At 66.6% G+C, this 21911-nt stretch carries 22 protein-coding genes; 18 read left to right on the forward strand and 4 right to left on the reverse strand.

The window, feature by feature from the left end:
- Nucleotides 1-1031 precede the first annotated feature (1031 nt).
- Nucleotides 1032-1220, forward strand: a complete 189-nt coding sequence (locus ShzoTeo12_RS02880) for a hypothetical protein (RefSeq protein ID WP_119258917.1) — start codon at nucleotides 1032-1034, stop codon at nucleotides 1218-1220.
- A 31-nt stretch (nucleotides 1221-1251) separates the two neighbouring features.
- Here ShzoTeo12_RS02880 and ShzoTeo12_RS02885 read toward each other — a convergent pair whose 3' ends face one another.
- The 3 genes from ShzoTeo12_RS02885 to ShzoTeo12_RS02895 form a co-directional block, all read right to left on the reverse strand.
- Nucleotides 1252-1806, reverse strand: a complete 555-nt coding sequence (locus ShzoTeo12_RS02885; RefSeq protein WP_318911222.1) for a DUF1254 domain-containing protein — start codon at nucleotides 1804-1806, stop codon at nucleotides 1252-1254.
- Nucleotides 1799-2392, reverse strand: a complete 594-nt coding sequence (locus ShzoTeo12_RS02890; RefSeq protein ID WP_318911223.1) for a DUF1214 domain-containing protein — start codon at nucleotides 2390-2392, stop codon at nucleotides 1799-1801. Before ShzoTeo12_RS02890 ends, ShzoTeo12_RS02885 begins: the two co-directional genes overlap by 8 nt.
- A 187-nt stretch (nucleotides 2393-2579) precedes the next feature.
- Nucleotides 2580-4754 carry a transglycosylase domain-containing protein gene (locus ShzoTeo12_RS02895; protein ID WP_413251136.1) on the reverse strand — a complete coding sequence of 725 codons (2175 nt, stop codon included), beginning with the start codon at nucleotides 4752-4754 and terminating at the stop codon, nucleotides 2580-2582.
- A gap of 187 nt (nucleotides 4755-4941) precedes the next feature.
- On the opposite strand from ShzoTeo12_RS02895, the gene ShzoTeo12_RS02900 reads away from it, so the two are divergent.
- A complete protein-coding gene (locus ShzoTeo12_RS02900) occupies nucleotides 4942-5427 on the forward strand; it encodes a YcgN family cysteine cluster protein (RefSeq protein WP_119258913.1) in 486 nt (161 codons plus the stop codon).
- 89 nt (nucleotides 5428-5516) lie between these two features.
- Here the strand turns inward: ShzoTeo12_RS02900 and ShzoTeo12_RS02905 are convergent, their stop codons facing one another.
- Nucleotides 5517-5846 carry an MmcQ/YjbR family DNA-binding protein gene (locus ShzoTeo12_RS02905; RefSeq protein WP_318911225.1) on the reverse strand — a complete coding sequence of 110 codons (330 nt, stop codon included), beginning with the start codon at nucleotides 5844-5846 and terminating at the stop codon, nucleotides 5517-5519.
- Between the two features lie 347 nt (nucleotides 5847-6193).
- On the opposite strand from ShzoTeo12_RS02905, the gene ShzoTeo12_RS02910 reads away from it, so the two are divergent.
- From ShzoTeo12_RS02910 to ShzoTeo12_RS02990, 16 genes are all read left to right on the forward strand, one after another.
- Complete coding sequence (locus ShzoTeo12_RS02910) at nucleotides 6194-6727, forward strand: hypothetical protein (RefSeq protein ID WP_318911226.1); 534 nt, start codon at nucleotides 6194-6196, stop codon at nucleotides 6725-6727.
- Nucleotides 6728-7145: 418 nt separating this feature from the next.
- Complete coding sequence (locus tag ShzoTeo12_RS02915; RefSeq protein WP_318911227.1) at nucleotides 7146-8414, forward strand: DNA-packaging protein; 1269 nt, start codon at nucleotides 7146-7148, stop codon at nucleotides 8412-8414.
- A gap of 2 nt (nucleotides 8415-8416) precedes the next feature.
- On the forward strand, nucleotides 8417-9028 hold the full coding sequence (locus tag ShzoTeo12_RS02920) for a glycoside hydrolase family 19 protein (RefSeq protein ID WP_318911228.1): 612 nt from the start codon (nucleotides 8417-8419) through the stop codon (nucleotides 9026-9028).
- Between the two features lie 215 nt (nucleotides 9029-9243).
- Nucleotides 9244-10176 carry an IS110 family transposase gene (locus tag ShzoTeo12_RS02925; RefSeq protein WP_318909409.1) on the forward strand — a complete coding sequence of 311 codons (933 nt, stop codon included), beginning with the start codon at nucleotides 9244-9246 and terminating at the stop codon, nucleotides 10174-10176.
- A 197-nt stretch (nucleotides 10177-10373) separates the two neighbouring features.
- Complete coding sequence (locus ShzoTeo12_RS02930; RefSeq protein ID WP_318911229.1) at nucleotides 10374-11510, forward strand: phage portal protein; 1137 nt, start codon at nucleotides 10374-10376, stop codon at nucleotides 11508-11510.
- Between the two features lie 404 nt (nucleotides 11511-11914).
- Entirely contained in the window at nucleotides 11915-12223 is a 309-nt protein-coding gene (locus tag ShzoTeo12_RS02940; RefSeq protein WP_318911230.1) for a DUF6107 family protein, read from the forward strand.
- 87 nt (nucleotides 12224-12310) lie between these two features.
- Complete coding sequence (locus ShzoTeo12_RS02945; protein WP_234188673.1) at nucleotides 12311-12868, forward strand: HK97 family phage prohead protease; 558 nt, start codon at nucleotides 12311-12313, stop codon at nucleotides 12866-12868.
- Between the two features lie 274 nt (nucleotides 12869-13142).
- On the forward strand, nucleotides 13143-13394 hold the full coding sequence (locus ShzoTeo12_RS02950) for a hypothetical protein (RefSeq protein WP_119258930.1): 252 nt from the start codon (nucleotides 13143-13145) through the stop codon (nucleotides 13392-13394).
- A 51-nt stretch (nucleotides 13395-13445) separates the two neighbouring features.
- A complete protein-coding gene (locus tag ShzoTeo12_RS02955; protein WP_119258894.1) occupies nucleotides 13446-14117 on the forward strand; it encodes a response regulator transcription factor in 672 nt (223 codons plus the stop codon).
- Nucleotides 14107-15525 carry a HAMP domain-containing sensor histidine kinase gene (locus tag ShzoTeo12_RS02960; RefSeq protein ID WP_318911231.1) on the forward strand — a complete coding sequence of 473 codons (1419 nt, stop codon included), beginning with the start codon at nucleotides 14107-14109 and terminating at the stop codon, nucleotides 15523-15525. Before ShzoTeo12_RS02955 ends, ShzoTeo12_RS02960 begins: the two co-directional genes overlap by 11 nt.
- Nucleotides 15526-15634: 109 nt before the next feature.
- Nucleotides 15635-16069 carry a hypothetical protein gene (locus ShzoTeo12_RS02965; RefSeq protein WP_119258892.1) on the forward strand — a complete coding sequence of 145 codons (435 nt, stop codon included), beginning with the start codon at nucleotides 15635-15637 and terminating at the stop codon, nucleotides 16067-16069.
- A 106-nt stretch (nucleotides 16070-16175) separates the two neighbouring features.
- The gene (ccmI, locus tag ShzoTeo12_RS02970) at nucleotides 16176-17315 is read left to right on the forward strand and encodes a c-type cytochrome biogenesis protein CcmI (protein WP_119258891.1); all 1140 of its coding nucleotides are present in this window, start codon (nucleotides 16176-16178) and stop codon (nucleotides 17313-17315) included.
- Nucleotides 17312-17761 (forward strand): cytochrome c maturation protein CcmE, encoded by a 450-nt coding sequence (gene ccmE, locus ShzoTeo12_RS02975; RefSeq protein WP_119258890.1) that lies wholly within the window; start codon nucleotides 17312-17314, stop codon nucleotides 17759-17761. The genes ccmI and ccmE overlap by 4 nt, the downstream gene beginning before the upstream one ends.
- Nucleotides 17758-19743, forward strand: a complete 1986-nt coding sequence (locus ShzoTeo12_RS02980; protein ID WP_318911232.1) for a heme lyase CcmF/NrfE family subunit — start codon at nucleotides 17758-17760, stop codon at nucleotides 19741-19743. Before ccmE ends, ShzoTeo12_RS02980 begins: the two co-directional genes overlap by 4 nt.
- The gene (locus ShzoTeo12_RS02985; protein WP_318911233.1) at nucleotides 19740-20198 is read left to right on the forward strand and encodes a cytochrome c-type biogenesis protein; all 459 of its coding nucleotides are present in this window, start codon (nucleotides 19740-19742) and stop codon (nucleotides 20196-20198) included. The genes ShzoTeo12_RS02980 and ShzoTeo12_RS02985 overlap by 4 nt, the downstream gene beginning before the upstream one ends.
- Nucleotides 20199-20320: 122 nt before the next feature.
- Nucleotides 20321-21886, forward strand: coding sequence for a Do family serine endopeptidase (locus ShzoTeo12_RS02990; RefSeq protein ID WP_318911234.1), 1566 nt, complete (start codon nucleotides 20321-20323; stop codon nucleotides 21884-21886).
- Nucleotides 21887-21911 lie beyond the last annotated feature (25 nt).

Here is a 21911-nt window from a genome sequence, read left to right on the forward strand (position 1 = left end):
ATATCGCCGGAGGCGAGGGCTGCTTCGCAAGCGCTTTCAGCACGGTCCTGCCGTGTTGTCTGGGCGTCGGCATTGAAAGCATAAAGGCCAACGCAGGCCGCAACTGTAGTTGCGGAGAATAGGATTCTACGCGAAAACATGACTAATCCTCTCAGTGTTGCTTGGTAATGAGGAACGCCGCCTTCTATTTCGTGTGGCGTTAACGTTACATTAGCCACCTTTAATGGAAAATTCAATTTCTTAATCAGGAGTTGCTAAAAAGGAAATGGAATTTTTACTATGAAAAAGTCATAAAATATCTTTTGGATTATCTTTTTTACTATAAATATTAGAGCGCACTTTTTCATGTCTATCTTCGGGCGCGGCGCGCATTATTCCACGTATTTTCCCTTAATATATTAAATTAGAAATATATAATATATAGCAATGTTAACGGGCGGAGAACCGGTCCGGCCCATCCGCTACCGAAAAGCTGTGAAGGGGTCTTGATTCAATGTATATCTAAATTAGATTATTGTAATGTTTTTGGATGGAGAGCTGGAGGCGGATGGAAATCGTGCCGGAATCTCGAGCGAAAAACGGCGGCTTTCCCGACTCACTACGGTCCCGGACGTGGCCGGGAAGAGGGGTTTTGGCGGGGTCCTGTTCCTTGCGAAACAGCGCGAAGATGCGTTCCTGCTTATTCTTAACAGGCTGTTAACCCGATCACCGCTATTTCTGGGGACATGGATCGGCTCGTCTCTCTTGAAAGACGTGCTATGATTCGACCAGGAAGCGGGATCCGCCCTCGGGCGCGCCGCTTCGGCAGGGAAAGGTGCGATGTTCCGGATACCGGACGGCCGCCAGACACATTCCCGTGAAAGGGAAACTTCTGGTCCCGTATCGCCGTTTTCCACCCGTATGCGACAGGGATGACGATGCGCTCCTGCCGCGTCCGGGTGACGGAACCGGAGGCACCGGCCCGTTCGAACGGGCAGGGTGAGATTTGTAGGAGTACTTCATCCGTCTCGATTCTTCTCTTGGAGGCGAGAATGGCAGACGTGGTACGAATGAGCGAATGGCGCACGCGAATGCCGCGGCGCGAGGCCGCCCGCCCGGAGGCGCCGGCAAAGATCCTTCTCTTTACCGGCGTGCGCTACGAGCGCCTGACGCCGGCCATGATCGCGCCCCGCGGCAAGACCGCAAAGCGCGGCGCCCAGGATACGGCCCGCCGGCCCTGAAGCCGCCTTGGCTGTCGACCCTTGCCCGCGCCTACTGGTCGGGCGTCAAGGGCTCGCAGCTTGCGTCCGCGAGAAAGCCGTCAGCGGCTTTCCGCCGGCTCTCCGTCGGCACGAAGGTGCGCAGCACCGCATAGCCTTCCTCTCCCCGCATCTCCACGAGGATCGACTGTTCCAGTTCCGGCGGCACCGCCTTGCGGATGCCGATGAGCTGGATGGGCGTCGCGATCAGCGTATCGAGCGCGCCCGAGACCGAAGTGCGGTCGTTCATGCTGAAGACCTCGTTTGAGGCCTCGTCATAGACGGCGAGCGACCAGAAGGGCACGTCGCCTTCCGCATAGAGGCGGATCGGGCCGCTCTCGACCGAAAAGGTGCAGACGGAGGTCTCCATCGCCGGGTCGTCGTTGATCGGCGCCAGCGTGTCGCCGGGCTTTTCCGCCAGCTTGTAGAAGCGGTTCGCCTCGCCGAGGCTCTGCACGCGCGTATAGGCGTCGCGGCCGGTGAAGCTCGGCAGGGAAAGGATGATGACGATATGCAGCAGCGCCGCGCCGATCAGGCCGATGGCGATGGCGTAGAGGAAGCTACGCATCGGCGCAGTCCAGCCGCTTGATGCCGGGCATGGCAAGGTCGATGACGCCGGAGCTGCCGGCCGTCGGCGTGTCGAGGAGGGTCATGACGAGCAGGAACGAGGCCCGGCCCTCCGGCACGGCGAGCCAGTTGCCGGGCATGGCGGAGGAGGCGATGTCGATCGAGAAGTCGCCGTCGGCGCCGCGCAGCACCGACCAGGCGTTGAGGCCCGTCGGCAGGTCCGGCCGCGCGCCGGCGAGCGGATTGCCGCGTGCGTCCGTCGCATGCAGCGTCCACAGGCGGGCCGGCGGGGTGATGCCGGTGATCTCGTAGCGGCAGTTCTCGACCAGGGTGCGGCGGTCGCTGTCCGTCGCGGCGGTGAAGACGAGGCCCTCCGCCCCGCCGAGCAGCAGCTTTCCATCGCGCGCGCGGTGCGCCTTGGCATAGGGGTCGGCATCCACGGTCTGCGCCGCCGGAAAGGCCGTCCACGGCCCGAGCGTGATGGCGCCGAAGCCGACCGTTGCCCTCAGGGCATAGATCGAGCTCAGGATGCCGAGGCCGAAGGCGACGGCGAGCGCTGTGGCGATGACGAGGGGCGTGCGGAACAAGACGATCGGACCGTTGGAGTAAGCTGGAGTTTGTCAGGGAAAGTGGACCCCGGTTTTCCCGACAAGACAAACGAAAACAAAAAGCAGTTCCGGCAAAAGTGCGAAGCGGTCTTGCGTCCGGAACTGCGTCGAAACGAAGAGATAGAGCGTTTTTGCGATTCGGAGAAACGCGGAAACGCTCTATCCGTCACTCTGTCCGCTTCACGGAAGCCCCGTCAAGCGCGGCCACGCGGCCATCGGCCTTCAGCGGCGTTGCCTCGCCGAGCTGCCGGGCGATGTCCTTCAGGAGCCGGGTGACCTCGGAGGAGAGCGAACGGGGACGAACGAGCACGGGCAGCGGATTGTCGTCGCTCGGCGCCTTGGCGGTCTCGGTGGCCTTCTTGCCGTCCGGCAGCGGGTTCTCGATGCCGGGGATGGGGCGAAGCTCGATGCCCTGGTGAGCATAGTCCATCAGCCGCTTGAAGGTCATGGCCGGCAGCGAGCCGCCCGTCATGTTGTTGGTCGAGGTATAGTCGTCGTTGCCGAACCAGACGGCGGCCGTGTAGTTGCCGGTGAAGCCGACATACCAGGCGTCGCGATAGGCCTGCGTCGTGCCCGTCTTGCCGCCCGAGACGATGCCGCGGTCGAGCGCGCCGCGCCGCGCGGTGCCGTTGACCGGGATGGTGACGAAGATGCGGTTCATCGAGCTGTTCGCCTGTTCGGAAAGCACCCGCCTTGCCGGCGCCTCGTCGCGGCCGAAATCGTAGAGGATCTTGCCGTCGTAGTTGAGGATCTGGCTGATGCCGTGGCGGCGCGACTGCATGCCGTCGGCGGGAAAGACGCCATAGGCCGTCGCCTGGTCGAGCACGGTCAGCTCCGAGGTGCCGAGCGGCATGGTCTTGTCGGTGCGCAGCGGCGTTTCCACGCCCATTTCCTTGGCCATCTCCGCGATGCGCTTGGTGCCGAGCTTGTCCTTGGCAAGGCGCACCGGCACGGTATTGATGGATTTCGCCATGGCGGTCATCAGCGTGATGCGGCCGGCATAGCTGCGGCCGTAGTTCTGCGGCGACCAGCCGCCCCAGCTGATCGGCGCGTCGACGATGGTCGTCTCCGGAGTCATGCCGGCCTCCATGGCGGCGGCATAGGTATAGGCCTTGAAGGAGGAGCCCGGCTGGCGCAGCGCCCGGGTGGCGCGGTTGAACTGGCTTTCGCCATAGTCGCGCCCGCCCACCATGGCGCGCACCGCCCCGCCGTTCTCCATCATCACCAGCGCGCCCTGCTTGACGCGGTAGCTCTCGCCATACTGGCGAAGGCCGCTCTCGATGGCCTCCTCGGCGGCGGCCTGCAGGCCCATGTCGATGGTCGTGCGCACGATGAGCGAATGCTGGGCGAAGGGCCTTGCGATGCGCTGCACCTCGTCGAAGGCCCAGTCGAGGAAGAAGTCCGGCGCGGTCTTCTCGTTGCGGTCGATGACGCTCGCCGGGTTGCGCCGCGCGGCGATCACCTGGCCCTCGGTCATCAAGCCGCCCTGCACGAGGTTGCTCAGCACCTCGTTGGCGCGGGCGCGCGCCGCCGGCAGGTTGACATGCGGGGCATAGCGGGCGGGCGCCTTGAAGAGGCCGGCCAGCATGGCGGATTCGGCAAGGTTCACATCCGTCACGTTCTTGCCGAAATAGAACTGCGCCGCCGCCGCCACCCCGAAGGTGCCGCCGCCCATATAGGCGCGGTCGAGATAGAGCCGCAGGATCTCCTTCTTGGAAAGGTTCGCCTCCAGCCACAGCGCCAGGAACGCCTCCTTGATCTTGCGCTCGATGGTGCGCTCGTTGGAGAGGAACAGGTTCTTGGCGAGCTGCTGGGTGAGCGTGGAGCCGCCCTGCACGACGCCGCCGGCGCGCGCGTTCTCGTTCATGGCGCGGGCAAGGCCGAGGAAGTCGATGCCGAAATGGGTGAAGAAGCGGCGGTCCTCCGTCGCCAGCACCGCCTTGATCAGGTGGTCCGGCAATTCGTCGATGGGAACGGAATCCTCGTGGATGATGCCGCGATGGCCGATCTCGTTGCCGTAGCGGTCGAGGAAGGTGACGGCGAAGTCGCTCTGGTTGCGCCAGTCGCCCTTGGTCTCCTCGAAGGCGGGCAGCGCCAGCGCCAGCAGCAGCACGAAGCCGGCGCTGCCGAGGTTCATGCCCTCGCCGGCGACCTCGAAGGCCGCCTTCTTCCAGCCTTTGACGTGGAAGCGACGGGAGAAGATGGTGATCTCCTCCCAGATCTCCGCCGCGCGAAAGCCGGCGTTCCAGACCGTGGAGTCGATCCAGGAATCGATGCGCAGGAAGATGTGCCGCTTGCGGCGGCGGGGTTTTTCGGGCTTCTGGCTGTCGTCTTCCACGATCGCATACCTTGTGACGGGATGGGTGACGGGACGGCCCGCAGCCTGCCCGGGTCTGGTTAACGTCCTGTCACCAGCGGTTTATTCAGCCACGATATCAGCCTTTTGAAGACAACAGAACGGATTTTGCGGGGAAGGGCGCGGGGGCAAGGGCCTTGACCTTTGGCCGCAAGGGGTTCAGGGGTCGGGCATGACGACCGATACTGCGGAAAAGCCCGGCGACCTGCCGTTCTGGAAGACCAAGACGCTTGCCGAGATGAACGACGCGGAGTGGGAGAGCCTGTGCGACGGCTGCGGGCTCTGTTGCCTCAACAAGCTGGAGGACTGGGACACCGGCGAGATCGCCTGGACCTCCATCCGCTGCGTGCTGCTCGACGGGGAGAGCTGTCGCTGCTCCGACTACGAGAACCGGCAGGCGACCGTGCCCGACTGCATCCGCCTGACGGTGGAGAGCGTCGCCGAGATTTCCTGGCTGCCGCCGACCTGCGGCTACCGCCTCATCCGCGACGGCCACGACCTCTACTGGTGGCACCCGCTCGTCTCCGGCGATCCCGATACCGTGCACCAGGCCGGCATCTCCGCGCGCGGGCGCACCGTCAGCGAGGAGGGCATCGATATCGACGACTACGAGGACTACCTCGTGACGTGGCCGCTGGAAGTGGGCGAGGGCAAGTAGCTGCCCCAGGAGCGTTTTTTCTTTTCTCCGGATCGCGAAAGACGCTCCATCTCCTTGTTTCCACGCAATTGCGGACGGGCACTTCTGCCCTAGTGAAGGCTGGCGGCGAGCTTCCTCGGCGCGACATTGCGCCAGGCGGTGCCGATCAGCGCGCGCACCCGTTCGCCGTCCGCATCGTCGAAATAGAGCGAGGTCCAGCCCTTCTGTCCCCAGCCGCCGGGCACCGGCGCGCAGAGGCCGGGATCGGTCTCCAGCACCAGCGATTGCTGGTCCCGCGTGAACTTCAGGACCGCACGGCCGGGCTCGGGCAGGGTCATGAACACCTTCTCGCCCACCCGGAAGTCCCGCTTCCCGAAATGGGCGCTTTCCCGCGCTCCCGGCATGCCGAGCGCCATCGTGATGAGGTCGTCGGATATCATGGCCGAAGGATAGCACCGAACGGTCCCTTGGAAAAGTTTTCGGCCGAAATAGGAAAATAGTCCTTGACGGCGTCACGGTCGTTTGCTAGGGTTATGTCATGGTCGGAAAGGTGCGGGCGGCGGGTTCGCCGGGCTTTCCGGAGGCTGAAGGTTCGGCGATGGCCGCCCGCGGCCGGCCAGGACAGTTCCGCCACGGCGCGTTGCGCCTCGGGATTGTACAGAAACCCTGGTGATGGGGCATGTCCGCTTTCGGAGGGAGGCGGGGTGCCCGGATGAGATTTTGGCAGGCGCTCGTTCCGTTCGGACCGGGCGCCTTTTCATTTTCGGGCCTTGCGATGGAAACGGATATGACGATCGATCCCGACCTTTACGGCATCCTGCCGGAATGGGCGGTCTATGACGGGCTTTCGGCAAAGGGCGCGGGCCTCGAGAACGGCGCGGCGCCGGTGCTCGACACCAAGGCGGAGGCGCCGGGCGATCCTTTCCTCGACATGCAGGCCATGCTTCTCGAAATGACCAAGGAGCTGCGCGAACGCTTCCAGCGCTTCCAGAGCCAGAAGGTGCTGGCCGAGCGCGACGCGGACGATGCCGGCGACGAGGCCGCGCGCAAGCTGGCCCAGACCGACGCCAAGGCGGCCATCGAGGCCGTCTCGCTGATCGTGCGCACGCTGGAGAAGATCGACAGCCTGCAGCGCACGCTGATCGCCGGTCGCACCGAGGCGGAAGCTGGCGGAGAGGACGACGAGGCCGCGCTGATCGAGGAATTCGACCGGCTCGTGGAAGAGCGCGTGGAGGAGCGGGTGCATGCCGCGAAACAGAAATGGATGCGGGAAGCCGGGGCTGGCGGCGATGCTGCCGCGGCCATGGAAGGCGGGCCGTAGGGAGCGGCTGGCCTGCCGGGCGGCGCGCAAGAAACTGGACAGGACTATGCAGGCGGCGGCCGCGGGCTTGAGGATGATCGAGGAACGACGGGCGGCACTGGCGGAAGCGGGCGATGCGCTGGAGGCGGGGCTGGGGCGGCGAGGGGCGGTCGGTGAAGATTGCCCCTCATCCCCCTGCCGGGACCTTCTCCCCGCGAGCGGGGAGAAGGGGATCGGGGACATGCCTCATCCTCCGGCAACGACCGATGGGAAGGAAACCCTGGCATCCCACCCTTCTCCCCGCCTGCGGGGAGAAGGTCCCGGCAGGGGGATGAGGGGCTCGCTCGACGCGCCCTCCTACGAAATCGCGTCTGACGGAGCGCAAATCCCGGCATCCCACCCTTCTCCCCGCCTGCGGGGAGAAGGTCCCGGCAGCGGGATGAGGGGCTCGCCCGATACACCTTCGTCTTCAAACGAACGGCTTGTCCCCCACTCCCTGCACCAGCTCCGCGGCTGGCACTTCACCTGCCGCACCGCACAGACGCCCCCGCCGGGCGACTGGCGGGTCTGGCTTTTGATGGGCGGGCGCGGCTCGGGCAAGACGCGGGCGGGCGCCGAATGGGTGCATGCGCTGGCGCTGGCGCGGCCGGAAAGCCGCATCGCGCTGGTGGCCGAAACGCTGGGCGACGCGCGCGAGGTGATGATCGACGGCGTATCGGGCATCTGCCGCATCGCGCGGCGTTTCCGGCCGGACTTCGAGGCCTCGCGCCGCCGGCTCGTCTGGCCGAACGGGTCCATCGGGCAGATCTTCTCCTCGGAGGATCCGGAAAGCCTGCGCGGGCCGCAGTTCCATTTCGGCTGGTGCGACGAGCTCGGCAAATGGAAGCACGCGCAGGAGACCTGGGACATGCTGCAATTCGGCCTGCGCCTCGGCGACGATCCGCGCGTGCTGGTGACGACGACGCCGCGCCCGGTGCCGCTGCTGCGGGGGCTCGCCGGCGATCCGGCGACGGCGGTGCGGCGCATCGCGACCGCCGACAATGCGAAGAACCTCTCACCGGGTTTCCTTTCCGCCATGGCCGACCGCTACGGCGGCACGCGGCTCGGGCGGCAGGAGCTCGACGGCGAGCTGATCGCCGACCGCGAGGATGCGCTGTGGACGAGGGCGCGGCTGGAGGCGATCCGCCTGCGCCAGCCGGGGCCGCTGTCGCGCATCGTCGTGGCGGTCGATCCGCCGGCGACGGCGTCCGCGGCTTCGGTCTGCGGCATCGTGGTGGCGGGGCTGGACGGCAGTGGCCGCGCGGTGGTGCTGGCCGACGGATCGGTGACGGGCGCGAGCCCGGCGGGCTGGGCGGGCGCGGTGGTGCGCGCCTTCCGTCGTTTCGACGCCGATCGGGTGGTGGCCGAGGTGAACCAGGGCGGCGACATGGTGACGGCGATGCTGAAGAGCGTCGACGCCAACCTGCCGGTTTCGACGGTGCGGGCGACGCGCGGGAAATTCCTGCGCGCCGAGCCGGTGGCCGCGCTCTACGAGCAGGGGCGCGTCGCCCATGCCGGCGCCTTCGCCGAACTGGAAGACCAGATGTGCGATTTCGGGCCGGACGGGCTTTCCGCCGGCCGCTCGCCGGATCGGCTCGACGCGCTCGTCTGGGCGCTGACGGCGCTGGTGATCGACCGGCAGGGCGAACCGCGGGTGCGAGGGATCTGACGATGGATATCGACCGCAAGGTTTTCTTCGATACCGTGCGCGGGACGCTTTACGGCGGGCGGCTGGCGCGCGGCCAGGTACGCGGCATGACGGCGCTCCTCGACCGCTTCGAGCGGGGCGGCGAGACGGCCGACGGCCGCTTCCTCGCCTATATGCTGGCGACGGCCCATCACGAGACGGGCGGGCGCATGCAGCCGGTGCGCGAGACCTTCGCCAAGACGGATGTGGCGGCCATCGCGCAACTCGACCGGGCATTTTCCGAGGGGCGTCTGCCGCAGGTCTCCGCGCCCTATTGGCGGCGGGACGCGGACGGCAAGAGCTGGCTCGGGCGCGGGTTGGTGCAGATTACGCACAGGCGGAATTACGAGCGGCTTTCGGCACTGACGGGCGTCGACCTCGTCGCGCGGCCGGAGCGGGCGATGGCGCTGGCGGTGTCGGTGGAGATCCTCTTCGCGGGCATGCTGCAGGGCGCCTTCACGGGGCGGCGGCTGGCGGATCATTTTTTCGGCAGCGGTTCGGACTGGGTGGGCGCGCGGCGGATCGTCAACGGGCTGGACCGGGCGGAGCGGGTTGCCGGCTATGGGCGGGCGTTTCTTGCGGCTTTGGGCGGGTAGGCGCCCCTCATCCGGCCTGCCGGCACCTTTGTAACTTCCCTTTATCCGCGAAAGCCGGTGTATTTGGCATTGCGGTGGCGGATGGCATCCCGCAGCACTTTTGGGACACCAAGCCCGCGGGAGAGCCCGGGTCTCCATCCGCCGTTCCATCGAACCCGAACAGTCGCCAGGGCCGCTCGACATTGCGAAGCCCGCTTAGGCAAGGATGGGATCGGATGGACAAGGTTGTCGTCGGTATCGACGTATCGAAGGACTGGCTCGACGTGCATGTCGCACCGTCGGGTGAACATTTCCGGGTCGGCAACGATCATGCCGGCGTGGAGGCGCTGATAGCCCGGCTGTCGTCGCACGGCCCCGCTCTGGTGGCGCTGGAGGCGACGGGCGGCTACGAGCATGTGGCGGTGGCGGCGCTTTCGGCGGCGGGGCTTGCCGTGGTGGTCGTCAATCCGGCACAGGTTCGCGCCTATGCGAATGCTCTGGGCAAACATGCCAAGACCGATCCGATCGACGCGGCAGTGATCGCGGCCTTCGTCGAAGCGGCCAAGCCCGACATACGTCCCTTGAAGGACGAGGCGGCGCGGGCCTTCGGCGAACTGGTGACACGGCGGCGCCAGATCGTGCAGATGATGGTGGCGGAAGAGAACCGCGAGCGGATGGCCGCATCCCCGCCCGCCCGCAAGAGCATCCGGCGCGTCCTGACGGCGCTGCGGCGCGAGCTGGAGAGCCTTGATGCCGATATGGACGACCGGATCCGCAAATCACCGTTGTGGCGGGTGCGCGAGAGGCTGTTGACCTCGGTGCCGGGCGTGGGACCGGCGGTGGCGCGCACGCTTTTGGCACATATGCCGGAACTGGGCAGCCTCGACCGGCGACAGATCGCGGCGCTGGCCGGGCTTGCACCGTGGACGCGGCAATCGGGCAAGTGGAAGGGCAGGAGCTTCATCGGCGGAGGCCGGAGCAACGTGCGGTCCGTGCTGTTCATGGCAGCCCTCGTGGCCAGTCGCCACAATGCGGTGCTCAAGGCCTTCCGCGATCATCTCGTGGCGGCCGGCAAGCCGAAGATCGTCGCCATCGTCGCAACCATGCGGAAGCTGCTGACCATGCTCAACGCCATCATCAGGGACCAAAGGCCATGGCAAAACACTTGACAACAAAGACAGTCGCTCTCCCCGCAGGCGGGGAGAAGGGGATTGGGGGCACCCGCTCGCTTGGTAAGCAATGTCGATGGGGAGGAAAACGCTCCCACATGTTCCTTCGCCCCGCTTGCGGGGAGAAGGTGGCGGCAGCCGGATGAGGGGCGATGCCTCCGCCGGCTTTTGTGCTTTTCATAACGATCGAGGACACCATGAAACTGCCATCCTTCCTCACGCGCCGCCGCCAGGCGGCGGAAACCAAGGCGTCGGGCTTCTTCACGCTGACGGCGGAGGGCCGGGCGCACTGGTCGAGCCGGTCCTATGCCTCGCTGTCGCGCGAGGGCTTCATGAAGAACCCGGTGGCGCACCGGGCGGTGCGCATGATCGCCGAGGCGGCGGCTTCGGTGCCCTGGCTCGCCTATGAGGGTGAGGCGGAGCGGCCGGATGATTTTCGCCTGGCACTGCTGGCCCGGCCGAACGGGCGCATGGCGGGGACGGATTTCTTCGAGACGCTCTACGGGCACCTGCTGCTTTCCGGCAACGCCTTCGTCGAGGGCGTGCAGGTGGGCGAGGAGTTGCGCGAGCTGCATCTGCTGCGGCCCGACCGGATGCGCATCGTCGAGGGGCGGGACGGCTGGCCGGAGGTCTATGAATATCGCACCGGCAACCATGTGCGCCGGCATGCTGCTGCGGGCGAGGGGCAGGCGATCCTGCATCTGCGGCTCTTCCATCCGCTCGACGACCAGCTCGGCTTCGCGCCGCTGGAGGCGGCCTCCATGGCGCTCGACCTCTCCAATGCGGCGGCGGTGTGGAACAAGGCGCTACTCGACAATTCGGCGCGGCCTTCCGGTGCGCTGGTCTACCAGCCGAAGGAGGGCGGCAACCTTTCGCCCGACCAGTACGACCGGCTGAAGAGCGAGCTGGAGGAGGGCTATTCCGGCGCGGCGCGGGCCGGGCGACCGATGCTGCTGGAGGGCGGGCTCGACTGGAAGGCGATGGGGCTTTCGCCGCGCGAGATGGATTTCGTGGAGGCGAAGAACGGTGCGGCGCGCGACATCGCGCTCGCCTTCGGCGTGCCGCCCATGCTGATCGGCATTCCGGGCGATGCGACCTATGCCAACTATCAGGAGGCCAACCGCGCCTTCTGGCGGCTGACCGTGCTGCCGCTCGTCAGCCGCACGGCGGCGTCCTTCGCGGCGTGGTTCTCCGAGGAGGGGGACGGGCTGCGACTGGTGCCGGACCTCGACCAGGTGAGCGGGCTCGTGGCGGAACGCTCCGAGCTCTGGGCGCGGGTGGGAACGGCGGGGTTTTTGACGGACGAGGAGAAGCGGCGGGCGGTGGGGTATTGAGGGCTGGCGCGTGCCGCTTCACCCCCCTCTGCCCTGCCGGGCATCTCCCCCACAAGGGGGGAGATTGGATGGAGCGCCGTCTCGCCTAACGCCAGCATTGCCGATTGAGCAAGGCTTGTGCCTCTTGCCGATCTCCCCCCTTGTGGGGGAGATGCCCGGCAGGGCAGAGGGGGGTATCGCACCCTCCCAGGCCGACAATTCTGCAGGAAAAGCAGACGCTTGATCTGAAGAAGATGACTCTCTTTCCCGTTTTCCGGATCCCAGCCGTGAAAGCGCTGAATCGGATTTCGAGGAAAGCGCCGTAAGAGATTCGAAAGATTCGAGGATTGCCGGTGCCGGCTCTGCGAGCCGGCGCGCCTTCGGTCGTTCCTGCTGGATTTCCTAACAATCTGAAAGGCTTGACAATGGCTGACATCGGAAACGACGGCGGGCTGTGGACGGCCCGGCTCATCGGCGCGTCCGCGGGCGCGGCCGTCTCGCTCATCTATCTCCTGCCGAGAAGCCGCCGCGAGGCGGGATGCCGCTTCCTCACCGGGCTTGCCTGTGGGCTCGTCTTCGGCGGGCCGGCGGGGCTGTGGATCGCGGTTCGGCTCGGCATCGCGGGCTATCTCGGGCCAGCGGAGGTGCTGCTGACCGGCTCGGCCGCGGCCAGCCTTTCGGCCTGGTGGGGGCTCGGCGTGCTGGCGCGGCTGGCGGAGAAGATGAGGCAGTAGCCAATAGGAAATAGGCAGTAGGGGGGCGGATTTGTCGGGAACCCTACTGCCGACTGCCTAACCCCTAATTCCTTCCAGGAGAGACCAATGACAACCGACGACCTGCCGGTCTGGCGGACGAAGAAATATGCCGATCTGACGCTTGCGGGCGTCTCCGGCGACGGGGTGTTTTCCGGCTATGCCAGCCTGTTCGGCGAGGTGGACCTCGGCAAGGATGCGATCGCGCCCGGCGCCTTCGTGCAGTCGCTGCGAAAGCGCGGCGCCTCGGGCGTGCGCATGCTGTTCCAGCACGACCCGGCCGAGCCCATCGGCCGCTGGCGCACCATCCGCGAGGACGAGCGCGGGCTTTATGTCGAGGGCGTGCTGTCGCCCGGCGTCGCCCGGGCCCGCGAGGTGCTGCAGCTCATGAAATCGGGGGCGCTCGATGGGTTGTCCATCGGCTTCCAGACGGTGCGCTCCAGGACCGACCGGGGCAGCGGCGTGCGCCGCATCCTGGAGGCGGACCTTTGGGAAATCTCGATCGTCACCTTTCCCATGCTGCCCTCGGCGCGGGTGTCGAACGTGAAGAATGCGCGGTGGTTCCGCGACCGGGAAACGGAGCTCGTGCGCACCATGCGCCGGGCGGCCCGGATCATGAAACGCTAACAGGAGAGACGTCTGGGGCGCGCTTGTCGCGATTCTCGCCTCGCTCGCCCATGCCGCCGGGGTCGAGGTGACGGCCGGCGACGAGGCCGAGCTTGCCGATCTCCTCGTCGCGGCGGTGGGCATGGTCGGCGGCCTCGTGGCGCTGATCGGCCGGATTTCGGCGAGCCGGCGCGTGCACTAGGCGGCATTTCCGACCCCGGCCCGCATTCATTTGCCATTCAGCGTGGATCGTTTATTGCTTGCATCACACTGATCCGCATCTGAAAGTATGTTCATGGCCTCGCCACTTCTCATATCCGCGCTTGCGGCCAGCCTGATGCTCCCGGCGCCCGTCGAAACGGGCGCGCGGCGGGATGTCGTCGCGGTGGGCGGCGATTGCAGCAGCGCGGCCGCGCAGGTGGTGGCCCAGACCGGCGGCGAGCTTCTGTCCGCCAAGCCGGATGGCAATAGCTGCGTGGTGACCGTGCTGGTGCCCGGCAATGGCAATGCCCGCCCGCGCAAGGTGACGGTGCGCGTGCCGATGTAAGGGCCGCCGGGCTATCTTGCCCGGCGATGGAGTTGAGACGGGGACGACGCGATGCGCATTCTGGTGGTCGAGGACGACGTCAATCTGAGCCGGCAGCTCAGCGAGGCGCTGAAGGAGGCGGGCTACGTGGTGGACCAGGCCTTCGATGGCGAGGAAGGCCACTATCTCGGCGACACCGAGCCCTATGACGCCATCATCCTCGATATTGGCCTGCCGGAGATGGACGGCATCACCGTCCTCGAGAAATGGCGCGCCGACGGCAAGGCGATGCCTGTCCTGCTGCTGACCGCCCGCGACCGCTGGAGCGACAAGGTCGCCGGCATCGACGCCGGCGCCGACGACTATGTGGCAAAGCCCTTCCATGTCGAGGAGGTGCTGGCGCGCATCCGCGCCCTCATTCGCCGCGCGGCCGGCCATGCCAGCCCCGACATCGTCTGCGGCCCTGTCCGGCTCGACACCAAGGGTTCCAAGGCGACTGTCAACGGCGAGACGCTGAAGCTCACCTCGCACGAATACCGCCTGCTTTCCTACCTCATGCACCATATGGGCGAGGTCGTCTCGCGCACCGAGCTGGTCGAGCACATGTACGACCAGGATTTCGACCGCGATTCCAACACGATCGAGGTGTTCGTCGGGCGCCTGCGCAAGAAGATCGGCGTCGACCTGATCGAGACCGTGCGCGGCCTCGGCTACCGGATGCAAGCGCCGGCCAATGGAAAATAAGGCCAGACGCTCCCGCTCGCTCACCTTCCGCGTCCTCTTCCTCGCCTCCCTCTGGGCCGCGGTGGCGCTCGTCGTCATCGCCGTGGTCATCTCCACGCTCTATCGGCAGAGCGCGGAAAAGAGCTTCCGCGACCTGCTGCGCGCGCAGCTGTACAACGTCATCAATTCGGTCTCGGCGGGCGACAACACCCGGCTTGCCGGCACGCCGCAGCTCGGGGACCTGCGCTTCTTCCAGCCGCAATCCGGCTGGTACTGGATCGTCGAGCCGATCGGCGGGGCGCTGGAGGGCGAGGCACTGACCTCCTCCTCTCTCGGCACCGGCAGCATCCCGATCCCCGATACCGACAGCATCCCCTTCGACACGCGCTACGAGCGCTTCTACACCACGGTCGATTCCTTCGGGAACGAGGTGGAGGTGGGCGAGACGGAAGTGGTGCTCGACGACGAGGGGCGCACGGCGCGCTTTCGCGTCGTCGGCAATCGCGACGTGCTGGAAGCGGACATCAACGATTTCTCCGGCAGCCTCTATCTGGCGCTCGCCGGCTTCGGCGTCGGCAGCCTTCTCCTCAACGCGGCGGCGATCCTCATCGGCCTGAAGCCCCTCGACCGCGCCCGCAAGGCGCTGGAAAAGATTCGGGCCGGCGAGAGCGAACAGCTCGACGGCGATTTCCCGAGGGAAATCCTGCCCCTGGCGAGCGAGGTGAACGCGCTGATCGACAGCAACCGGCGCATCGTCGAGCGCGCCCGCATGCAGGTCGGCAATCTCGCCCATTCGCTGAAGACACCGATCGCCGTGCTGCTCAACGAATCGCGCCTCATCGCCGCGCCGCAGGGCGACCTCGTGAAGACGCAGGCCGAGGCCATGCAGGGACAGGTGCAGTCCTACCTCAACCGCGCCCGCATCGCCGCCCAGCGCGAATCGGTGCTGGCGCGCACGGAGGCGCTCCCGGTGCTGGAGCGGCTGGTGCGCGTGATGCGGCGGCTGAATGCCGAGATCCAGTTCCCGCTGGCGGTCGATCCGCCCGGCCTCGTCCTGGCCATGGAGCAGCAGGACGTCGAGGAAACCGTGGGCAATCTCCTCGAAAACGCGGCGCGCTATGCCCGCACGGCGGTTGCCGTCCGCGTCACCCCGGCGCCGGCCGATGTGCGCGGCAACGACGACGGGCGCAAGGGCTGGATCGTGATCGAGGTGGAGGACGACGGTCCGGGCCTCGAACCCGACCAGATTCGCGAGGCGATGAAGCGGGGAAAGCGGCTCGACGAAAGCAAGCCGGGCACCGGCCTCGGCCTTTCCATCGTCAGCGAGATCACCTCGGAATACCAGGGGACCTTCGGGCTTTCGCGCGGGGCGGGCGGCGGGCTGCTGGCGCGGCTCGTTCTGCCGGCTGTCACAAAGGATGTTGCCTGAGGCGGCGGACAATGCAACAAGGAAAGGGCTCGCGACGATGAGGATCGCGGATGTGGATGGTTATGGCGCGGCTTGCCGCCCCTTGCGTGTAGAGAGACGGTCCCAGCGGATGAAGACGGGTTTGCGCGGCGCCTTTTTCCCCCTGCTTCTGGCAACAGTGACGGTTTCGGGATGCACCACCACATCAGGCGGCAAGGGTATGGCCGGCGGTGTGCTGCCGTCCGGCTCGCGTGGCGCCGCCGTCTATATCACCGCGCTTCAGGGCGGTCTCGTGAGCCGCAATGCGGCGACGCAGCTCTCCAAGGCCGACATGCAGCGGGCGCTTGAGGCGGAATACCGCGCGCTCGAGGCGGCCCCCGGTGGCCAGCCTGTCGTCTGGCAGGGCAAGGGCGTCAGCGGCTCGGTCGTCGCGGCCGCGCCCTATCAGGTCGGCTCGCAGAACTGCCGCCAGTACAGCCATACGCTGACGGTCGAGGGGCGCGACACCACGACCCGCGGGGCCGCCTGCCGCAATGCCGACGGCGCCTGGACGCCGCTTTCCTGAACGCCCGGACCTGAACAGGCATAAACTTGCGGCGAAACGCCTCAATTTTGCGTCATTGCGCTGGGGGGAATTGGAAACGCACCGGTGTTCCAGTATTTGAACGGTCATGTTCTTCTGGATTCTCGTCGCCATCCTGACGGCCGCTGTCGCCGTCGTCCTGCTCCTGCCGCTGCTGCGCCATCCCGCGGAGGCGGCGGACGATGCCGGCTATGACGTCGAGGTCTATCGCGACCAGCTCGAGGAATTGAAGCGCGACGAGGCGACGGGCCTCATCGGCGTCGGCGAGGCCGAACTTGCCCGCGCGGAGGTCGCGCGCCGGCTGATCGCCGCCCGCAAGGCCGAAGCGAAGGAGCGGGCGCATCCCGCAAGCCGCCGCAACCGGCTGGCGCAGGCTTTCGTCATCGTGCTCCTGCCCGCCATCGGGCTCTGTCTCTACATCGCGACCGGCCGGCCGGACCTTCCGGCCCAGCCGCTCGCCGAACGCCTCGCCAATCCCGGCAACGACATCGGCATCCTCGTCGCCAAGGCGGAGAACCATCTGGCCCGCAATCCCGAGGACGGGGAGGGCTGGGACCTGCTTGCGCCGATCTATTACCGCAGCGGCAGGATGGAGGATGCGGCGAACGCCTTCTCCGAGGCGATCCGCCTGCTCGGCGAAACGCCCGACCGGCTCGACGGCTATGCGGAGACGCTGATCGCCCTTGCGAACGGCATCGTCACCGCGGATGCGCGCAAGCATCTCGAAGCATCGCTGAAGCTCAATGCCGACAATCCCCGCGCCCGCTACTATCTCGCGCTGGCGCTGGAGCAGGAAGGCAAGCGCGAGGAGGCCCGCGCGGCCTTCGAGGCGATGGCGAAGCAAGCGCCGGCCGATGCGCCCTGGCTGCCGCTCGTCAACAAGCATATCGCCGCGACCGCGACGGGTGAGGGCGGCGGCACGGCCGGCCAGCCGGGCAACCCGACGGCAGAGGACGTTGCCGCCGCCGAGGACATGTCGGCGGGCGACCGCCGGCAGATGATCGGCGGCATGGTCGAGGGCCTTGCGGCGAAGCTTCAGGAAAATCCCGACAATTTCGAAGGGTGGATGCGCATCATCCGTTCCTATGTTGTGCTGGATCAAAGGCCGAAGGCCGAGGCGGCGCTAATGACGGCGCTGAAAACCTTCCCGGCGGACAGCGAGAACGGAAGACAGCTTCTCGCGCTGGCGCGGGAACTGTCGATTTCGGTTGAGGGCAGCGGACAATGACACGCAAACAGAAACGTCTGGCGGTGATCGGTGGCGGCGTCGCCTTCCTCGTCGCGGCAGTGCTGCTGGTCATGTTCGCCTTCAGCCAGTCGATCGCCTATTTCTACGTGCCGGGCGACCTCGCCAAGGCGAACCTCGCGCCGGGCACCCGCATCCGCCTCGGCGGCCTCGTGGAGGCCGGCACGGTCAAGCGCGGCGAGGGCTCCACCATAACCTTCACGGTGACCGACACGCTCGCCAACGTGCCGGTGACCTATACCGGCATCCTGCCGGACCTCTTCCGAGAGGGGCAGGGGGTCGTCGCCGAGGGGGCCTTCGGCACGGATGGACTTTTCGTCGCCGACACGGTTCTCGCCAAGCATGACGAGACCTATATGCCCAAGGATGTGGCCGACCGCCTGAAGGCGCAGGGCGTCGAGCTTTCCGGTAAGGAAACGATCAAATGATCATCGAGCTTGGACATTATGCTCTCGTGCTGGCGCTGGCGACGGTCGTCGTCCAGTTCGTCCTGCCGCTGGTCGGTACGCTTCGCAACGACCGCTCGCTGATGGCCGTGGCTCCTGCCGCGGCCCTTGCCGGCTTCATGCTCGTGCTCTTCTCCTTCTCGGTGCTGACCTTCGCCTATGTCGTCTCCGACTTCTCGGTCGCCAACGTCTTCGAGAACTCGCATTCGCTGAAGCCGATGATCTACAAGATCTCCGGTGTCTGGGGGAACCACGAGGGCTCGATGATGCTCTGGCTCCTCATCCTCTCCTTCTTCAGCGCGATGGTCGCAACCTTCGGCGCCAACCTGCCGGAGCGGCTGCGCGCCAACGTGCTGGCGGTGCAGGGGCTGATCTCGGTGGCCTTCGCCCTCTTCATCCTGCTGACGTCCAATCCGTTCCTGCGCCTTTCGCCGGCGCCGCCCGAAGGGCGGGACCTCAATCCGGTGCTGCAGGACATCGGCCTCGCCATCCATCCGCCGCTGCTCTATCTCGGCTATGTCGGCTTTTCCGTCTGCTTCTCCTTCGCCATTGCGGCGCTGATCGACGGGCGCATCGATGCGGCCTGGGCGCGCTGGGTGCGGCCCTGGGCGCTCGCCGCCTGGTCCTTCCTCACGGCGGGCATCGCCATGGGCTCCTACTGGGCCTATTACGAGCTCGGCTGGGGCGGCTGGTGGTTCTGGGACCCGGTGGAGAACGCTTCCTTCATCCCGTGGCTCGCCGGCACGGCGCTGCTGCATTCCGCGCTCGTCATGGAAAAGCGCGAGGCGCTGAAGATCTGGACCGTGCTGCTCGCGATCCTCACCTTCTCCATGTCGCTGCTCGGCACCTTCCTCGTGCGCTCGGGCGTGCTGACCTCGGTGCATGCTTTCGCGACCGATCCGACGCGCGGCGTTTTCATCCTCGGCATCCTCGTCTTCTTCATCGGCGGGGCGCTGTCGCTCTTCGCCTTCCGCGCCGCGACGCTCAAGGCCGGCGGCCTCTTCGCGCCGATCTCGCGCGAGGGCGCGCTCGTCCTCAACAATCTTATCCTGACGACAGCGGCGGCGACGGTGCTGACCGGCACGCTCTATCCGCTCGTGCTGGAAGCGCTGACGGGCGAGAAAATCTCCGTCGGCCCGCCCTTCTTCAACCTCACCTTCGGCCTTCTGATGCTGCCGCTGCTGCTGGCCGTGCCCTTCGGGCCGCTGCTCGCCTGGAAGCGGGGCGATATTCTCGCCGCCGGCCAGCGCCTCTTCGCGGCGGTCGGCATCGGCCTCGTCGTGGCGGCGGCTGTCGTCTATGCGCATGACGGCGGCCCGGTGCTCGCCTATTTCGGCCTCGCCATCGGCTTCTACATGATCGCGGGCGCGATCACCGATCTGTGGCTGCGCGCCGGCATCGGCAAGGTGGCCGGCAATGTCGCCTTCCGCCGCTTCATCGGCCTGCCGGGCTCGGCTTTCGGCACGGCGCTCGCGCATATCGGCATCGGCGTCACGGTCGTCGGCATCATCGCGGTCACCGCCTTCGAGACCGAGCACGTGGTGGAGATGAAGCCCGGCGCGCAGGTCGAGGCCGGCGGCTACACCCTGACCTTCGACGGCATGCGCCGCGGGCAGGGGCCGAATTATACGGAAGAAGCCGGCCACTTCACCGTAGCGCGCGGCGGCGTGATCGTCACCGAGATCTGGTCGTCGAAGCGCCTCTACATGGCGCGCCGCATGCCGACGACGGAAGCGGGTATCCGTACCTTCGGCTTCAGCCAGCTCTATGTCTCGCTCGGCGACGCCATGGCCGACGGCGGCATCGTCGTGCGCGTCTGGTGGAAGCCGATGATCCTGTGCATCTGGATCGGCGCGCTGATCATGATGGCGGGCGGCGCGGTCTCGCTCTGCGACCGGCGCCTGCGCGTCGGCGCGCCGCAGAAGGCCCGCAAGGTGAAACCCGTGCTGGAGGCGGCGGAATGATGCGCCGCCTGCTCATCGCCGCTCTCTTCCTGCTTTCGGCCTTCCCGGCCTTCGCCGTCAATCCGGACGAGGTTCTCTCCGATCCGGCGCTGGAGGCACGCGCTCGAGCCCTTTCGGCCGAACTGCGCTGCATGGTCTGCCAGAACCAGTCGATCGACGATTCCAATGCGGAACTAGCCCGCGACCTTCGCCTCCTCGTGCGCGAGCGGCTGAAGAACGGTGACAGCGATGAGGCGGTGATCGACTATGTGGTCTCCCGCTACGGCGAATTCGTGCTGCTTAGCCCGCGTGTGCGCGGCGAGACGCTGCTGCTGTGGGGCGCGCCGCTGGTGCTCTTCCTCGCCGGCGCGACCGCGATGATCCTCTTCGTGCGCCGGCGCAGCGGCCAGCCGACGGGCACGCCGCTTTCCGAAGCGGAAAAGTCCGAGCTCGAACGCGCCCTGAAAAACGACTAGCCGAATTCCCAACATTACGAAAAATTCATGCGGCGGATAGTGCCATGTAATGTGCGCCGGCCTATCTCTTTCCCATCGGCTGCCGGGCGCAGCCATGAGAGAAGAGAAAAAAGGTGCAAAGAATGTCCAAGATCTCCGCATTCCGTCCTGGCCTCAAGACCGTGCTGCAGACGACCACCGTCGCCGGGCTTGCGGCCGTCATGCTTGCGACCGGCATTCCCGCGCGCGTCACCGAAAGCCACGCCGAGGCCGTCGCCGTCCAGGCGCCCCAGGTCGCGAGCTTCGCGGATGTCGTTTCGGCCGTCTCCCCCGCAGTGGTTTCCGTCCGCGTCCAGTCCGATGTGAAGCAGGCCAATGACGAGAGCAATTTCAGCTTCAACTTCGGCGGCCGCGGCTTCGACGATCTTCCCGACGATCACCCGCTGAAGCGCTTCTTCCGTGAATTCGGCGGTCAGGACCAGTTCCATGGCGATCGCGGTCCGGATCGCCGCTTCGGCGACCGTCGCGGCCCGAACCGCAAGCCGCATCTGCGCCCGACCGCGCAGGGTTCCGGCTTCTTCATCTCCGAAGACGGCTATATCGTCACCAACAACCACGTCGTCAGCGACGGCTCGGCCTTCACGGTCGTCATGAACGACGGCACCGAACTCAACGCGACGCTCGTCGGCAAGGACAGCCGCACCGACCTCGCCGTGCTGAAGGTCGCCGAGAAGGACAAGCGCAAGTTCACCTATGTCAGCTTCGCCGATGATAACCAGATCCGCGTCGGCGACTGGGTCGTCGCCGTCGGCAATCCGTTCGGCCTCGGCGGCACGGTGACGGCCGGCATCATCTCGGCCCGCGGCCGCGACATCGGCTCCGGCCCCTATGACGACTACCTCCAGGTGGACGCCGCCGTGAACCGCGGCAATTCGGGCGGCCCGACCTTCAACCTCTCCGGCCAGGTCGTCGGCATCAACACCGCAATCTTCTCGCCCTCGGGCGGCAATGTCGGCATCGCCTTCGCCATCCCGGCTTCCGTCGCCAAGGGCGTCGTCGCCGACCTGATGAAGGACGGCAAGGTCGACCGGGGCTGGCTCGGCGTGCAGATCCAGCCGGTAAGCCGCGACATCGCCGACTCGCTCGGCCTTGCCGATGCCGCCGGTGCCCTCGTCGTCGAGCCGCAGGCCGACTCCCCCGGCGCCAAGGCCGGCATCAAGAAGGGCGACGTGATCACCGCGCTCGACGGTGAACCCGTCAAGGACCCGCGTGACCTTGCCCGCCGCGTCGCCGACATCGCGCCCGGCAAGAAGGTCGATATCTCGGTCTGGCGCGATGGCAAGTCGCAGAATGTGTCGGTCGAGATCGGCACGCTGGCCGGCGAGCAGATCCAGGCCTCGGCGACGCCCGACGAAGCGGCTCCGGCCGAGGAGAACAGCGAGCAGGCGCTCGCCGATCTCGGCATTTCGGTGACGCCGGGCGACGACGGCCTGACGGTCTCCACCGTCGATCCGGACTCCGACGCCAGCGACCGGGGCCTCAAGGAAGGCGACCGCATCACCTCCGTCAACAACCAGACGGTCAAGTCGGCCGACGACGTGATGAAAGTGATCGAGGGCGCCCGCAAGGACGGCCGCACCAAGGCGCTGTTCCAGATCGAGACCAAGGACGGCAGCCGCTTCCTGGCGCTGCCGATCGATCAGGGCTGACCGGCTCCGTTGTTCCCTGCCCACG

The sequence above is a fragment of the Shinella zoogloeoides genome (assembly GCF_033705735.1).
In the GTDB taxonomy this organism is placed as follows: Bacteria; Pseudomonadota; Alphaproteobacteria; order Rhizobiales; family Rhizobiaceae; genus Shinella; species Shinella zoogloeoides_A.

Coding starts and splice junctions, on each gene's coding strand:
- ShzoTeo12_RS02880 (WP_119258917.1), top strand. CDS start 1,032: ATGGCAGACGTGGTACGAATGAGCGAATGGCGCACGCGAATGCCGCGG.
- ShzoTeo12_RS02885 (WP_318911222.1), bottom strand. CDS start 1,806: ATGCGTAGCTTCCTCTACGCCATCGCCATCGGCCTGATCGGCGCGGCG.
- ShzoTeo12_RS02900 (WP_119258913.1), top strand. CDS start 4,942: ATGACGACCGATACTGCGGAAAAGCCCGGCGACCTGCCGTTCTGGAAG.
- ShzoTeo12_RS02905 (WP_318911225.1), bottom strand. CDS start 5,846: ATGATATCCGACGACCTCATCACGATGGCGCTCGGCATGCCGGGAGCG.
- ShzoTeo12_RS02910 (WP_318911226.1), top strand. CDS start 6,194: ATGACGATCGATCCCGACCTTTACGGCATCCTGCCGGAATGGGCGGTC.
- ShzoTeo12_RS02915 (WP_318911227.1), top strand. CDS start 7,146: ATGAGGGGCTCGCCCGATACACCTTCGTCTTCAAACGAACGGCTTGTC.
- ShzoTeo12_RS02920 (WP_318911228.1), top strand. CDS start 8,417: ATGGATATCGACCGCAAGGTTTTCTTCGATACCGTGCGCGGGACGCTT.
- ShzoTeo12_RS02925 (WP_318909409.1), top strand. CDS start 9,244: ATGGACAAGGTTGTCGTCGGTATCGACGTATCGAAGGACTGGCTCGAC.
- ShzoTeo12_RS02930 (WP_318911229.1), top strand. CDS start 10,374: ATGAAACTGCCATCCTTCCTCACGCGCCGCCGCCAGGCGGCGGAAACC.
- ShzoTeo12_RS02940 (WP_318911230.1), top strand. CDS start 11,915: ATGGCTGACATCGGAAACGACGGCGGGCTGTGGACGGCCCGGCTCATC.
- ShzoTeo12_RS02945 (WP_234188673.1), top strand. CDS start 12,311: ATGACAACCGACGACCTGCCGGTCTGGCGGACGAAGAAATATGCCGAT.
- ShzoTeo12_RS02950 (WP_119258930.1), top strand. CDS start 13,143: ATGGCCTCGCCACTTCTCATATCCGCGCTTGCGGCCAGCCTGATGCTC.
- ShzoTeo12_RS02955 (WP_119258894.1), top strand. CDS start 13,446: ATGCGCATTCTGGTGGTCGAGGACGACGTCAATCTGAGCCGGCAGCTC.
- ShzoTeo12_RS02960 (WP_318911231.1), top strand. CDS start 14,107: ATGGAAAATAAGGCCAGACGCTCCCGCTCGCTCACCTTCCGCGTCCTC.
- ShzoTeo12_RS02965 (WP_119258892.1), top strand. CDS start 15,635: ATGAAGACGGGTTTGCGCGGCGCCTTTTTCCCCCTGCTTCTGGCAACA.
- ccmI (WP_119258891.1), top strand. CDS start 16,176: ATGTTCTTCTGGATTCTCGTCGCCATCCTGACGGCCGCTGTCGCCGTC.
- ccmE (WP_119258890.1), top strand. CDS start 17,312: ATGACACGCAAACAGAAACGTCTGGCGGTGATCGGTGGCGGCGTCGCC.
- ShzoTeo12_RS02980 (WP_318911232.1), top strand. CDS start 17,758: ATGATCATCGAGCTTGGACATTATGCTCTCGTGCTGGCGCTGGCGACG.
- ShzoTeo12_RS02985 (WP_318911233.1), top strand. CDS start 19,740: ATGATGCGCCGCCTGCTCATCGCCGCTCTCTTCCTGCTTTCGGCCTTC.
- ShzoTeo12_RS02990 (WP_318911234.1), top strand. CDS start 20,321: ATGTCCAAGATCTCCGCATTCCGTCCTGGCCTCAAGACCGTGCTGCAG.